Source organism: Flavobacterium sp. ZT3R18 (assembly GCF_007097385.1).
Classification (GTDB): domain Bacteria; phylum Bacteroidota; class Bacteroidia; order Flavobacteriales; family Flavobacteriaceae; genus Flavobacterium.
Window position 1 is genome coordinate 65,087 of record NZ_VJZS01000019.1, and the last position, 14,667, is coordinate 79,753.

Consider the following 14,667-nt stretch of genomic DNA (forward strand, 5'->3'; position numbering starts at 1 on the left):
AATATCTTGGGATTAATGTTTTTTTTAATTTTAAAATCTGTATATTTCACTTTGAGAGAAGCAACCAAAAAATGATCGATGTCAATTCAAAACTAGGGAATAATCCTCAACCAGTTCTTAACTATATTTTTAAAAAAAAGGGTCCAACTTTAATTAAAAAGTCAAACCCTTATATTTTTAAAGCACTAGGTAGACTTCCTCTTCCCATAAATACTGGCAAAACAAGAAACTAATAAAGCCAATCCATAAAAGCAAGTCATGCCCCCGTTATGGAATGCCATCGTGCCTTTCGAGTTATAACTAACACTATATTGATGGTGTATTTCTTGCTCAATTCCAAAAGCAATAAACAGAAAACCGATAACTTCAAGACTAGGGTTTTTGGTAATTTCAGTCTGCTTGTTACTTTCCGTGATTTTTGACTGTCTAACCAATAACTTGTAACCTCTGCTATTACAACTTAGGGAGCAATAGCGCGTTTTTGTTGTACGTGCGGTAAATTCATTTTTACAGAATTCACAGATTCGCGTAATCTTCATGTTTGTACTCATAGAAATGTGACTTTAAGTGTCCCACTGTGACTATGTGTGTCTCTATGTGCCATAATTTGGCCAAAAAAAATATTTTTTTGTACTTCGTTTTTTTGAAGTACAATTGAGGTACAAATTTAATCAAAATAACGCATAACAACCAAAAGAAAGTAGAAATAAAAACGAGTTAAAATATTGATTATCAATATTTTAACTCGTTTGTTTATTGTTGTTTTGTGATGTTTTGTTTTGCTACTTTCCAATACAGAAATTAGCAAAGATATTCCCCAGCAACTCATCATTCGTAACCTGACCTGTAATCATTCCGAACTGATACAACGCTTCCTTAATATCAAGTGCCATTAGATCACTAGAAAGATTAGTTTCCAATCCAAATTTTACTTTCTGAATTTCGTCTAATGCTTTGAGTAATGAATCGTAGTGTCTTGTATTAGTAACAATGGTCTCGTTATTGCGCAAAGCTCCTGTGTTCACAAACGAAAGCAATTGATTTTTAAGATCCTCAACACCCAATTTCTCTTTGGCGGAAATCAGTAAAATTTCTGGAATCTCTCTCTTTATATTTTCAATTTCAGTCTCCGTCAATTTATCCGCTTTGTTACCAATAATTACTAAGGGTTTCAACGGAAACTGGTTTTTTATTTTTTCTAATTCAACTTTTAATTTTAGTCCCGAAACTTTAAACTCAGAGCTGTCAAAAAGAAAAACGACAACTTGTGAATGTTCTATTTTTTCAAAAGTCTTTTTAATCCCGATACTTTCCACCACATCTTCCGTTTCCCGAATCCCGGCCGTATCGATGAATCTAAAACCGATCCCGCCAATTACCAATTCGTCTTCAATTGTGTCACGGGTCGTCCCCGCAATTTCTGATACAATAGCGCGCTCTTCATTTAGTAAAGCATTCAAAAGCGTTGATTTTCCCACATTGGGTTCACCCACAATCGCAACTGGTATTCCGTTTTTGATGACATTCCCCACGGCAAACGAATCGATTAATCGCTTGAGGACAAACTCAATTCGGTTCAATAATTCATGAAATTGGGTTCTGTCGGCAAATTCTACATCTTCTTCGGCAAAATCCAATTCGAGTTCAATCAGTGAGGCAAAATTCAATAGTTCCTCACGCAGTTTGGCAATCTCGTTAGAAAAACCACCACGCATTTGCTGCATTGCGATTTGGTGCGACGCTTCATTGTCTGACGAAATCAAATCAGCAACCGCCTCGGCTTGCGAAAGATCCAGTTTTCCGTTCAAGAAAGCTCTTAGAGTAAATTCCCCCGGATTAGCCATTCTACAGCCTTTTCGTAATAATAACTGAATAATTTGCTGCTGAATGTAAGTAGAGCCGTGACATGAAATTTCAATTGTATTCTCGCCTGTATATGAATTTGGGCCTTTAAAAATAGAAACCAAAACCTCGTCTAGCGTTTTTTGCTCATCCACAATATGTCCCAAATGAAGTGTATGCGATTTTTGGAGTCTTAAATCTTTGTTTTTTATGGATCGAAAAACCGAGTGTCCTATAGCAATGGCATCTTCGCCAGAAATTCGAATTACGGCAATGGCACCCGCTCCAGATGGGGTGGCTAAGGCTACTATAGAATCGTTTTGGATCATAACTAAAAATTTATGCAAAAGTAAGCAAAACTTACTACTTTTTAGCCTGTAGTAATTAGTGATTGATAATTAGCAGAATCCATCACAAAGTATTTTGGCTAATCACCAATTACTATTCACAAATCACTAATTTTTTTATTAAATATGAATCAAAATGATAATTATCATGCTTTCTTTTTATAAGTTTTGTAACTTTATATAAATTATTGACATTCAATAAACTAAAATAGCTATGAAGAAAATATTGTTCCCTACTGATTTTTCAGACGTTTCAAAGAATGCCTTTATTTATGCTTTAAAGCTAGCCGATGCCATAGATGCCGAAATTATTACGCTGCACGTCTATGAGTTAGATTCGCCAGCGTATCTAGATGTTTCCATTTATTTGCAAGAGATTTACGAGTACGAGGAATTAAGTGACTTCGAAAACTATAAAGGCGAGGTTCCGGTTTTACGAAACATAGCCGAAGCCAATAATCTTTCACATGTAAAGATCAGCAATGTGCTTATTCAAGGCTATTTAGTAAATGAAGTAGTGGCGCTTTCCAAAAAAGAAAACGCAGACTTTATTGTCATGGGCACCAGAGGGGTAACCCATTTGCGGGAAATATTTTTGGGGAATGCAACCACAAAAATAATGAATGAATCCAATACTACAGTTTTGGCTATTCCAGAAAAATGCAGTTATGTACCTATCGAAAAAATAGTGTATACCACAAAATTTCACATGAGAGATATCGAAGCCTTAAAAAAAGTTCAGGATTTCGCTAATGTATTTCACTCACACATCGATTGCCTGAATGTAAAGCCACCGCACACGGTTTATAAAGACGATTTTGTGGTCGATTTCAAAAACGTTTTCAAAGATCAAAATATCGCTTTTCATTCCATATTAAGCAACGATGTCGAAGGAGTGATTTTAGACTTTATCGAAAAAAATAAAATAAACATGATTGCCATTCACGTACGGCACAGTGGCTTCTTCGAAAAACTTTTTCAAGTAAGTCTGTCCAAGAAACTAACATTTAACATCAGTATCCCAATTCTATCGATTCATTAAATATTAAATATTGGGACGTGCCACATTAGGAAAAGGGGCCTACTCAGCCAACCGCTTATTCGGCCCCTTTCCCTAATCTGTCGGGCTATTGCCGTTACTTCGGTAACTTGGCGCTATCCCTCACGCAAAGCCTGCAAAACGACAGCTAAGTTGTATAAAAGAAATGATTCACGGTTAGTTTCGTAAGAGTATTAAATAAAAGAGCAGAATTGTTTATCAAAAATTAAACCCTTAATTCATATCAAAATGAAAAAGATTTTATTCCCCACCGATTTTTCAGAGGTAGCCAATAATGCTTTTATCCACGCATTAGAATTCGCAAAACTTGTAAATGGAGAACTCGTATTATTGCATACTTTTGACTTGCCTATTATTGACAATCAATTTATTCCGGATAATTACTATACCATTTTCGATTCCCTGCAATTGGCACAATTTGATATGTTCAAAGAGGAAATTCCAAAACTTCGTGAAATAGCACAAAAGCGAAATCTGGATCACATTAAGCTAAGCCATAAACTCATGGATGGCGACTTGATTTATAATATCAAAAATGCAGTCAAAGAGGAGAATATAGATTTTATAGTCATGGGAACTTCAGGCGCCACAGGGTGGGAATCCTTTTTTGTAGGTTCTAATACAGGAACAATAGTGACAACAGTAGATGTTCCGGTGCTAAGCGTGCCTATAGAAGCTCAATTTACAAAAATAGAAACCATTGGATTCACAACCCGTTTTAGAGATAAAGACAAAGCTGCATTAAGACAAGTCATCAAAATTGCCAAAAAAACGCAGGCGAACGTAAAATGTTTGTATGTAAAAACGAGCAAGTCTGATGTTTCAGAGGCGACTATCGGTCAATGGAAAACCGAGTTCGAACACGAACCCGTTACCTTTTCAGTCGTTACAAGTGATGAAGTTAAAGAAATGATTTTAGACTTTGTATCTCATAAAAACATCGATATTTTGGCGATGATCACCCATAAACGAAATTTCTTCTCCGAGTTGTTCAACCCAAGCTTGACACAGAAAATGTCCAATATCTCGATAGTGCCTGTCTTGGCGATGCACGAGGAGGGTTGAATTTAGATTTTAGATTTTAAATTTTAGATTTTAGATTTTCAGTTTTTTTGAATTGCCATTGCCATTGCCATTGATATTGATATTGCCATTGAAATTGCCATTGAAATTGCCATTGAAATTGCCATTGATATTGATTTTCCCTACATTTGTGTATCATTAAAACAAAAGATGGAAATATATAAAAGCAATAGCAAAAACTATTCAGAGGAGTTAAAGGCAATCAATACAAAATACAATAGCATTAGTTTTCTTAGGTTCATTAGTATTTTACTTTTTTTAGGAAGCTTATTTTACTACATAAAAACTAGCGAATCAGTATTTGTCGTAATGGCAATTATACTATTCGCTAGTTTTCTTTTTTTAATGCGAATCCATTCTAAACTGTCGTTTCAGAAAAAGATAAAAAGCGCATTGGTTGATATCAATAATAATGAAATAACTTATTTAGAGCGAAAATCAATTCCTTTTGAAAATGGAGTCGAATTCAATGATTTTCATCATCCGTACGCCTATGACTTGGATATTTTCGGGGAACATTCCTTGTTTCAAAACCTAAATAGAACCGCCACTTTTATTGGTAAAAAGATTTTGGCCAAACAGTTATTAACGCTTTTACCGAATGATGAAATACTAAAAAACCATCAAGCAGTACAGGAATTAAAAGAAAAATTAAATTGGCGTCAGGAGTTTTTGGCTTTCGCCAAAGTAGGGCAGGACAATGAAACGCTTTATAAAACACTGCTGCAATGGAGTGTCTTTAACAGTAAGCCTTGGTCTAAAGGAGCTGTGTTCATTTCTTATTTGTTTCCTGCACTGTTTTTAGGTTGTTTTTTAGGGTATTTAATAACCTCAAACACTGTTTTTCTCTCCTGTTTGTCGTTTTTGTTTGTTTTTAATTTGATGATTTTAGGTAATTTCCTAAAACGAATCAAAATGGAAATTGCGCAAGCCGATAACATCAATGTAATTATCAGTCAATACAGTTTATTGGTTCAAAAAATAGAAAATGAAACTTTCCAGTCCGAAAAACTAATCGCTTTACAGCAAAAACTACACTTTCAAAATCATAAAGCAAGTTTACATCTTCAGCAATTGGCCGAGTTGTTTTCTAAGATGGACAGTATCGGTAATTTTGTGACGGGCTTATTGTTTAATGGAACTTTTCTTTTTAATCTGCATGTCTTGAAATCGCTGATTGCTTGGAAAAAACAACATGCCATTGTATTAGAAGAATGGTTGGATGTGATTGGCGAATTCGAAATGCTCAACAGTTTAGCCAATTTCTCTTATAACAACCCAGATTTTGTATATCCAACATTGAATTCTAATTTCGAAATTGATTTCTCCAACTTAAGTCATCCTTTATTGAACCCAGCCACTAGAGTAGGGAATGAGGTTCAGTTTCAGCCACAATCATTTATGATTTTGACAGGCTCGAATATGTCTGGTAAAAGTACTTTCTTGCGTAGTTTAGGAATCAATATGGTACTTTCGGGAATGGGTTCTCCCGTTTGCGCGACCCAGGCCAATGTGCATCCTTTGTCTGTTTTAGTCTCTATGCGACTTTCGGATTCGTTATCCGACAGTGAGTCTTATTTCTTTGCCGAAATCAAACGTTTAAAACAAATCATGGACGAATTAGAAGAAAATCCCGCCTTTGTCCTTTTGGACGAAATTCTAAGAGGTACCAACTCTGATGATAAACGCAATGGAACGATTGAAGTGGTCAAAAAAGTAATTTGTAAAAAAGCCATTGGAGCCATCGCCACACACGACATAGAAGTTTGCTTAACCACCAATGAATACCCAAATATTCTAACCAACAAATGCTTTGAAGTCGAAATTAGCAACGATGAATTGCATTTTGATTACACTCTCCGCGACGGTATTTGCAAAAACAAAAGTGCCACTTTCTTGATGAAAAAAATGGGAGTTATTTAGGGGAGTGGTCAGTTTTTTTAGTTACAGTTAGTCTTTACAAGGAACGAAGGAATCTCACTAGCATAGGTAAGCAACATAAATCAATTGGAATCGATATGCGATATGGATCGCTTCGTCCTTTTTTAACATCCCTACGATCCGCAAACTTGTCATGCTGACGAAGGAAGCATCCCCGCAAGAAACTCCGCAGACAAAAGCATCAATCTTTGTCGATCTAGCAACGGAGATCTCTCCTTCGTCGAGATGACAATATCGGGCATAGGTATTGAGTAATATCAGACTACTTGAACGGTTATTCTATATTGCTTTTTTGATAAAAGAATTTACCTCGCAATGACGTAGCTCGCGTAAGTGATAGAAGCTAGCTACCGAAGTAGCGCGGATAGCACGACCACCGAAAGGAAAAAGGGCAATGACGACAAAGTAACTAGCCCTTTTTTCTAGCGGGGGTTACGCCCAAATGGTTTTTAATAATTTAAATACGTACACTGCTTAGCTCCCTCTCCGGTGAGGACAAAGTATGAGGACAAAAAAAAACCAAAATTCTGGTTAGGAATTTCGGTTTTTTTAAATATAAAAAATGGTTTTGGTTAGTTTAGTATTTTGAGGTAACTAGCTGTTTAGCATTACAGGCATCACAAGCATGGTTACGGTTTCGCCTTCTTCCAGTCCATCTATTGGAGTTAGAATTCCGGCTCTGTTGGGTAATGACATTTCGAGCATAATCATGTCCGATTGTAGGTTGTTCAACATTTCGGTTAAGAAACGAGAGTTGAAACCTATTTGCATATCGTCTCCTTGGTAATCACAAGTCAATCTTTCTTCAGCTTTGTTGGAGTAGTCGATATCTTCGGCAGAAATGTTTAATTCGGCTCCGGCAACTTTCAAACGAATTTGGTGCGTTGTTTTGTTAGAGAAAATCGCAACACGACGTACTGAACTTAAGAATTGAGAACGATCCATCATTAATTTGTTTGGATTTTCTTTTGGGATAACCGCTTCGTAATTCGGGTATTTCCCATCGATTAAACGACACAATAAAATGTAGTTGTCAAAAGAGAAAGTTGCATTCGAATCGTTGTATTCTATTTTTACTTCAGCATCAGAGGTACCTAAGATACTTTTTAAAATGGTCAAAGGTTTTTTTGGCATAATAAACTCAGCTACTTGTGATGCTTTTACATCAGAGCGTGCGTATTTTACCAATTTGTGAGCATCTGTTGCCACAAAAATCAAACCTTCTGGAGAAAACTGGAAGAAAACCCCTGACATTACCGGACGTAAATCGTCGTTTCCTGCTGCGAAGATGGTTTTGCTTATGGCTGTTGCCAAAACATCTGCAGGGACTAGCGTTACTGATGGTTCGTCTAAGTTTACTGATTTCGGGAATTCTTCCCCCGGAGCATATGCCAAAGCATATTTCCCTGAATTAGAACTAATTTCTATAGTGCTGTTTTCTTCAACTGTAAAAGTTAAGGGTTGTTCTGGAAAGGTTTTAAGGATTTCCAATAATAATTTTGCAGGTACTGCAACACTCCCTTTACTGGTTGAGTCGATAGCCAATGTAGCAGACATAGTAGTCTCCAAATCGGATGCCGAAACAGTTAATTCGTTATTATCTAATTCAAATAAGAAGTTATCCAAAATAGGCAAAGTATTGTTATTGTTGATAACGCTACCTAAAACTTGCAATTGTTTTAATAAGTACGAACTCGATACTATAAATTTCATCTCTATTATTTTGTTTTTAATGGTGTGCTTTTTCTGAATTAAAATTTAGAATACACTTTACAAATATATTGTAAACTATTCTAGAAAACCAACTTTTTTATTAACATCTATTTACCATACTTTCTTTTTCTAAGGAATGTAAATACTATGCCAAATAGGAACAAAATTAGAATTGGAAGCCCGATAGTTAGGAACTGTGTAAAGGTATAGTTCTCATATACTTTCTCTCTGTCCAATAATGGCAAATCAAGATCCTTGCTTCGAATGTTAATAAGTCCAGTGTCATCTAGTAGGTAATTGACGCAATTCATCATAAAATCTTTGTTGTCATATAAATTACCTGAGCGTTGGTCATAACCCAATTCTACGGGTTGTCCATTTTTATCCAATTGGTTTTTTATAATGTCCCCATCCGAAATTACGATCATTTTACTCTCATTTCCTTTGGCTAGGAATGATTTTTCCTCAAAAGGTAAAACACGGTTCTCAAACATCGAATGAAAAGAACCTTCCAGTAAAACTGCCAACGGAATATTTCCTTTATTGCCGTATTCTGCTGGAGAAGTTTGTTCGGAAACCATATTCAAGCTGATTTCTACAGGAGTACCAACTTTTTTGGAATATAGAGAAGATTGTAATAGCACCGTTTTCCTAATTCCGTTTTTCAAAGTGTCCATGGCATTGGCAAAATCAAATTTGATTCCGCCTAGATTTTTTACAATAGGGTGTTTACTTATTGGATAGACTTGCGGTGCAAATTTCCAGTTGAAATCCTGATATTGTGTGCTGCTTCCTTGCGCTCCACTTGCTAGTTTTATTGGACTTCCTTGCTCATCTTTGACCAAGTCGGGATTGATACGTACGCCATATTTGAAGAACATATCGTTTAGATTTAAGTCTTTTGGGAAAGCCAATGTTGACCCAGATGGATTATAAAGACTGTCCATTTCGGCATTGACTTGATCGATTAACCAAAGGGTTTTTCCGCCATTGATGACGAATTGATCTAGTACCAATTTCTCTTCATCGCTAAAAGCTTCGGTTGGCTTAGCAATAATTGCCAAATCATAATCTTGTAAATCCTTTAATGTTTTTTTTGGATTTTTGGCAACTGAATCCAACGTAAATGGTCCAATGAAATAACTTTCGCGTACTTGCATCAGGAATTTGGCAATGTGTTGTTCTTCAAGTTCTCCGTTCCCTTTTATGATGGCGACTTTCTTTTGTTTGTCTTTTGAAATTTTATTGATTCCATCCGAAATAGAATATTCAAGATGTTGTACAGAACCAATCACTTTTTGAGTGGTAGAAGCCCCCATAATGTTTTTCAACAGTGGGATATTGACTTCTTTATTGTTGTAAACGGCAATTGCCCAAGGGAAAACCATCGATTGAGACTGCTTTCCTTTGTCGTCAACAGTAATGTTTATTGGTGTAAGCCCTTTTTGATACAGCTCTTTAATTTTATCCATACTCTCGTCTTTGTTTTCCAATGGATCTACAAATTCGATGATAATGTTAGAATTATACGCTTGAAATTCTTCCAGAAGTTGTTTGGATTCTTGTTGCAATCGCTTGAATTCTGCTGGTAATTCTCCTTGCAAATACACTTTTATGGACAAAGGATGCTGCACGTCTTTAAGAATCTTTAAAGTAGTAGGGGATAGGGTATAGCGATGGTCTTGGGTTAAATCAAAACGATGAAAAAAGAAATTGCTAATGATGTTTAGGAGTAAAACTGCTGCAACAGTAATCAATAATGATTTGGCGTTTTTTATATGGAATGCTCTCATTACGATTTAATAGATTTTAAATTAAAGACTGTGAAAGAAAGGAACAAAACGGCAACACTAATAAAATAGATTACATCTCGTGTGTCTATAACGCCTCGACTCATACTTTTGTAATGATCTTGCATTCCGAAATAAGAAATAAAAGAAGAGAAGCTAGGCAAAATAGTTGCCAATCCTTGAAATCCAAAATAGAAAAAGAAGCACAGAAAAACAGCAATGATGAACGAAACAATCTGATTTTCGGAAATCGAAGAAGTAAAAATACCAATAGCAGAATAAGCAGCAATTAAGAACAACAGTCCGAAATAGGATCCTAAAGTACTTCCTAAATCGAGATTTCCTTCGGGTGAACCCAAATTCCAAATCACTTCTACATAAATAAAAGTCGGGATGATAGCCATTACGATTAATAGAAAAGCGCCCAAGAATTTTCCGTTTACAATTTCCCAAAGACTAATGGGTTTTGTGAGCAATAATTCGAGTGTGCCTTGTTTTTTCTCATCCGAAAAACTACGCATGGTTACTGCAGGAATCAGGAAGATTAATATCCAAGGAGCCAAGGTAAAAAACGGCGTTAAATCGGCAAAACCAGTGTTCAAAATGTTATATTCTCCTTCAAAAACCCAAAGGAATAAGCCATTTCCAATTAAGAAAAGGGCAATTACCAAATATCCGATTGGAGAACCAAAAAAGGATTTTATTTCTCGTAATACGATTGACTTCATTAGTTATTTATTTTTTTGTTTAAAAGTTTAAAGGATTCGTTGTTAAAAGGATCTATTTTGATACTAAAAAAAATTACGCTAAAGAAACCAACTTATCTACGCTCCAAGCTTCCGGTTTTGCATTGAATAATTGTTTGGTAAATGTCCAAACGGTATTAAATAGCTCTGAGTTTCGATAATTTTCTAAATCCATTTCGGTTTCCCAATAACTATAGGTAAAGAAAATGCTTTTGTTGTTTTTATCCTGATACAGTTCCAGGAATCGATTCCCGGGGGCATTTCGGATTTTATCTTTCATTAATTCGAAGTTTTCCAAAAAAGCAGAAATATTTTCCTCGTGAAAACTCAATTTTACTATTCGTACAAACATTTGATTGCTGATTTTAGATTTTAGAATTCTGATTTTAGATTTTTGATGTTACTAACGATATATTCTCTTGGTTTTTATTTAAGGAAATATAGTTTTGTTTTAAAATTTCATTATTCATTTTTATAGTTTCTTTCATCTGCTAAGTTTTATTTTGTTGATAACCGATATTCTAGAATTTACTCCCGAATCTATCGGGACTAAAATCTATATTCTATGTTCTTTTCTCTCTTCTCTTTTCCTAAATCTTAAATCAAAAATCGTTAATCTACAATCAAAAATCTTTAATTTTTAAACCGTATTGAAACCACATCTCTATAGTTAAGTCCTAATAAAGTACTAGCCGAACCTACAGTTAAAGGATTACTTCTAAAAATGGCAATTTCAAGAAAACCGGCTTCGTTGAAAATAGCCAATTTTTCGCCTTCGTAATACTTTATAGGATATTTGTCAGAACTGGCGATGGCTGAATAATAGGGCAAAATAGTTTTTATGAGCTTATTTTTGAATACAATTTCAAAGGACCTTCCTTTGACACATTCTAAAAATTGTTTTTTTGAAATATTGGTAACCACATTTCCAAAATGGTCAATATAAATCACATTCCCTTTTAATAGATTTCCATCATCCGAAAGCGAAACTTGTAAATCGGTTACTTGTTTCAAAATATTGATTTCTTTACCTATTACATTAAGGACACCGCCTTTTGCAATATGGCAAGCTACTTTTACAAAAACATCCAAGTCGGAAGCATCGCTATGGAGCCGGTCATGGATGGTTATTGCGACTATTTTTTGCGGAATAATCTTTTGCGTAAGCATACTCAAAATGCCATTATCGGCGGCAATAAAGAAATGATCGTTCCATTGCATGGCAATATGTTGGTTTTCTTTATTGGATTCTAAATCAACTCCTATAATATGAACAGTTCCTTTTGGAAAACTTGCATAAGAGGCCGAAATAATGTAACTTGCTTCTGCTGTGTTGAATGGGTCAATGTCGTGTGAAATATCAACAATAGATGCCTCAGAATACTCCGATAATAGTTTCCCTTTCAAGGCACCTACAAAGTGGTCTTTCAAGCCGTAATCGGTGGTGAGGGTAATTATTGACATAAAATTGTTTATAACTATTGAGTATTATCGCAACTGAAACTTAATTTTTACTAAATTTGAGAAATGCAAAGCTAAAGTATTTTAGCCTTAATTTGTATAGATTTTTATTTGAATTAAAAACAAAATGTATGTCAAAGTTTATTTTTATTTTATTTCTTTTCTTTTGTAGTCTGCATTCATTTAGTCAGAAGGCCTTGCCTAACCCAAAAATAAATAATGAGGATTTTTCTAACAAAGTAAATGAACTTAAAGAAGAAAACATTGAAGCTGAAAAAGTTCAAGAACCAAACAAAAAAGAGTTGTTATCAACTTGTAAAGACAATCTGTGTGATGTCTTAACCATTAAAGTTTCCGATTTACTAAATGAATCGATGTTGAAAAAATTGTTAGCCAACGTATAATTTTAAAACTAGAAAAGCCACGTTTCTAGAAAGATGTTTTTTAGTATTATTTACCGCATTTGAATTAAAAACTGTGGTGTAAAGGCACACAGCGTAAATATTAAAATTGATTTTTATCTAAATTAATTAACTTAAAAACTTCTTATTTTGAACGAAAGAATCATTGAGCTCATCGACATTGCTCCTAAAGATTTTTGGGGCGCTCAAGACACTCATCTTGAGTCCATAAAAAAGTACTATCCAAAATTGAAAATTGTTGCCAGAGGAACAACGCTTAAGGCGTTTGGCGACAAAGAGGTTTTAGACGAATTCGAAAAACGTTTTCAACGATTGATGTTGCATTTTACACGATACAATACGATTGATGATAATGTAATCGAACGCGTTATTCTAAGCGATTCCCAAGACGAGAGCAAAACTTACGGACATGATAAAATTTTGGTTCATGGCGTAGGCGGAAAAATCATTAAACCCATGACTCCCAATCAGCAATTGTTGGTTGATACTATGGCCAAAAATGATATGGTCTTTGCCGTTGGTCCTGCAGGTACGGGAAAAACTTATACGGGTGTTGCTATGGCCGTAAAAGCATTAAAAGAAAAACAAGTCAAACGTATCATTCTGACTCGTCCTGCTGTAGAAGCTGGAGAAAATCTAGGTTTTCTTCCGGGAGATATGAAGGAAAAACTAGATCCATATATGCAACCCTTGTATGATGCCTTGCGGGACATGTTGCCCAATGAGAAATTGGAAGATTATATTCTAAAAGGAATTATTCAAATTGCGCCTTTAGCTTTTATGCGAGGAAGAACCCTAGATCATGCCTTTGTAATTTTGGATGAAGCCCAAAATACAACGCATTCTCAAATGAAAATGTTTTTGACGCGTATGGGTAAAAGCGCTAAGTTTATGATAACGGGCGATCCGGGGCAGGTCGATTTGCCTAGAAGAACGATTTCAGGTCTCAAAGAAGCTATATTAGTTTTAAAAGATGTTGATGGAATTGGAATTATTTATCTGGATGATAGAGATATTGTACGTCATCGCTTGGTTAAAAAAGTTATAGATGCTTACAAGCAAATTGAAAATAATGACTAATAAGCAGCAAAATGTAATTACTTAAAAAAGTCGAAATTCATATTAAAAAAAAGGAGAAACTCAATTGCGATGTTTCTCCTTTTTTTATTTTAAATAAAAAATGTTCAATATCTATCTCTTTTATTAACGAAAGTTAACATAACCCTATAATTACGTTAAAACCATCTTATATACTTGAAACTTCTTGGGTATCTTGTTGAAATGCAATAAATTTGAAAATGTCACAAACAAAATTGAATACAAGATGTTGAAACAAAAAATTAAAGTAATAATAAGCGATTTAGACGGAACATTGCTTAATTCAGATCATAGCATATCCGATTATACCAAATCGGTATTTCAAGAACTACACTGTCAAAATTATTTAATTATTGTTGCTACAGGACGCCATCATATTGATGCAATGTCTATTGTAGAACATTTGGGGTTTCCTATTTATTTAGTAACTTCGAATGGCGCAAGAATTCATTCCCCAAATAAAGAGCTTTTGTATTCCTTTGATATAAAAAGTGACGCAATCAAATCAATTTTGTCATTAGATATAGATCCCGAAATCACTACGGTACTATTTAAAGAAGAAGTTTGGCAAACCTCAAAAATCAATAAAAAAATCAATAGCTTTCAGAAAAATTTAAAATATCCACCAGTGGTAGTTGACTTTGATGACTTAGAAGATTTTAGTGCTATAAAATTATTTTTCACTCATGACAATCACGAAAAATTAGTCGAATTAAAGAATAGAATTCTGGAGGATCATTCAGAGGAATTTAGTCATGCCTTTAGTTTGCCTATTTGTTTAGAATTTATGGACAAATCGGTTGATAAAAGTGTGGCGATTGCCAAAATTCTAGCCATTGAAGGGTATTCTTTTCAAGAAACCGTTTTTTTTGGTGATGGTTTTAATGATGAAAGAATGTTGGATGCAGCTGGAATTGGATTAATTATGGGGAATGCCCCAGAAAATTTAAAATGTAAATTACCTCATCTAAATATTATTTCAACGAACAATGAAGATGGAGTTGCCAAGTATTTATCAAATAAATTAGTGTTGACGAGTAAAGTATAATGACTTGAATGTGAAAGGTTAATCGGATCTGTCGAAGGATTTGTGTTTTCCATTTGATCAAAATTTTATTGCATTAAATAGTATTCTTATTCTCTCTTTTACCAATGGAAAAATAG

14 protein-coding genes are annotated in these 14,667 nt (G+C 34.6%); 6 read left to right on the forward strand and 8 right to left on the reverse strand.

Translation table 11 applies throughout. The features are described 5' to 3' along the window. Positions 1-185: 185 nt before the first annotated feature. Positions 186-551 (reverse strand): hypothetical protein, encoded by a 366-nt coding sequence (locus tag FNW52_RS20875; protein ID WP_185966019.1) that lies wholly within the window; start codon positions 549-551, stop codon positions 186-188. 231 nt (positions 552-782) lie between these two features. Beyond that, positions 783-2,171 (reverse strand): tRNA uridine-5-carboxymethylaminomethyl(34) synthesis GTPase MnmE, encoded by a 1,389-nt coding sequence (gene mnmE / locus FNW52_RS16635; protein WP_143378602.1) that lies wholly within the window; start codon positions 2,169-2,171, stop codon positions 783-785. A 232-nt stretch (positions 2,172-2,403) separates the two neighbouring features. On the opposite strand from mnmE, the gene FNW52_RS16640 reads away from it, so the two are divergent. After that, positions 2,404-3,231 (forward strand): universal stress protein, encoded by an 828-nt coding sequence (locus FNW52_RS16640; protein ID WP_143378603.1) that lies wholly within the window; start codon positions 2,404-2,406, stop codon positions 3,229-3,231. Positions 3,232-3,477: 246 nt separating this feature from the next. Beyond that, positions 3,478-4,314, forward strand: coding sequence for a universal stress protein (locus FNW52_RS16645; RefSeq protein WP_143378604.1), 837 nt, complete (start codon positions 3,478-3,480; stop codon positions 4,312-4,314). Between the two features lie 16 nt (positions 4,315-4,330). Here the strand turns inward: FNW52_RS16645 and FNW52_RS20985 are convergent, their stop codons facing one another. After that, positions 4,331-4,471, reverse strand: a complete 141-nt coding sequence (locus FNW52_RS20985) for a hypothetical protein (RefSeq protein WP_221933407.1) — start codon at positions 4,469-4,471, stop codon at positions 4,331-4,333. Between the two features lie 11 nt (positions 4,472-4,482). Between FNW52_RS20985 and FNW52_RS16650 the strand changes: the two genes are divergently transcribed. Then, positions 4,483-6,255, forward strand: a complete 1,773-nt coding sequence (locus tag FNW52_RS16650) for a DNA mismatch repair protein (RefSeq protein ID WP_143378605.1) — start codon at positions 4,483-4,485, stop codon at positions 6,253-6,255. A 612-nt stretch (positions 6,256-6,867) separates the two neighbouring features. Here FNW52_RS16650 and dnaN read toward each other — a convergent pair. From dnaN to FNW52_RS16675, 5 genes are all read right to left on the reverse strand, one after another. Further along, positions 6,868-7,986, reverse strand: a complete 1,119-nt coding sequence (gene dnaN, locus FNW52_RS16655) for a DNA polymerase III subunit beta (RefSeq protein WP_143378606.1) — start codon at positions 7,984-7,986, stop codon at positions 6,868-6,870. 107 nt (positions 7,987-8,093) lie between these two features. Next, on the reverse strand, positions 8,094-9,779 hold the full coding sequence (gene gldG / locus FNW52_RS16660) for a gliding motility-associated ABC transporter substrate-binding protein GldG (RefSeq protein WP_143378607.1): 1,686 nt from the start codon (positions 9,777-9,779) through the stop codon (positions 8,094-8,096). Beyond that, complete coding sequence (gldF, locus tag FNW52_RS16665) at positions 9,779-10,504, reverse strand: gliding motility-associated ABC transporter permease subunit GldF (protein ID WP_143378608.1); 726 nt, start codon at positions 10,502-10,504, stop codon at positions 9,779-9,781. Before gldF ends, gldG begins: the two co-directional genes overlap by 1 nt. Positions 10,505-10,577: 73 nt before the next feature. Continuing rightward, positions 10,578-10,874 carry a putative quinol monooxygenase gene (locus tag FNW52_RS16670; protein WP_143378609.1) on the reverse strand — a complete coding sequence of 99 codons (297 nt, stop codon included), beginning with the start codon at positions 10,872-10,874 and terminating at the stop codon, positions 10,578-10,580. 281 nt (positions 10,875-11,155) lie between these two features. Then, positions 11,156-11,986: an S-adenosyl-l-methionine hydroxide adenosyltransferase family protein gene (locus FNW52_RS16675; protein ID WP_143378610.1), complete on the reverse strand. Its 831-nt coding sequence runs from the start codon at positions 11,984-11,986 to the stop codon at positions 11,156-11,158. Positions 11,987-12,114: 128 nt separating this feature from the next. Between FNW52_RS16675 and FNW52_RS16680 the strand changes: the two genes are divergently transcribed. From FNW52_RS16680 to FNW52_RS16690, 3 genes are all read left to right on the forward strand, one after another. Further along, entirely contained in the window at positions 12,115-12,387 is a 273-nt protein-coding gene (locus tag FNW52_RS16680; RefSeq protein WP_143378611.1) for a hypothetical protein, read from the forward strand. 147 nt (positions 12,388-12,534) lie between these two features. Then, a complete protein-coding gene (locus FNW52_RS16685; RefSeq protein WP_143378612.1) occupies positions 12,535-13,485 on the forward strand; it encodes a PhoH family protein in 951 nt (316 codons plus the stop codon). A gap of 244 nt (positions 13,486-13,729) precedes the next feature. After that, positions 13,730-14,551 (forward strand): HAD family hydrolase, encoded by an 822-nt coding sequence (locus FNW52_RS16690; protein ID WP_143378613.1) that lies wholly within the window; start codon positions 13,730-13,732, stop codon positions 14,549-14,551. Positions 14,552-14,667 lie beyond the last annotated feature (116 nt).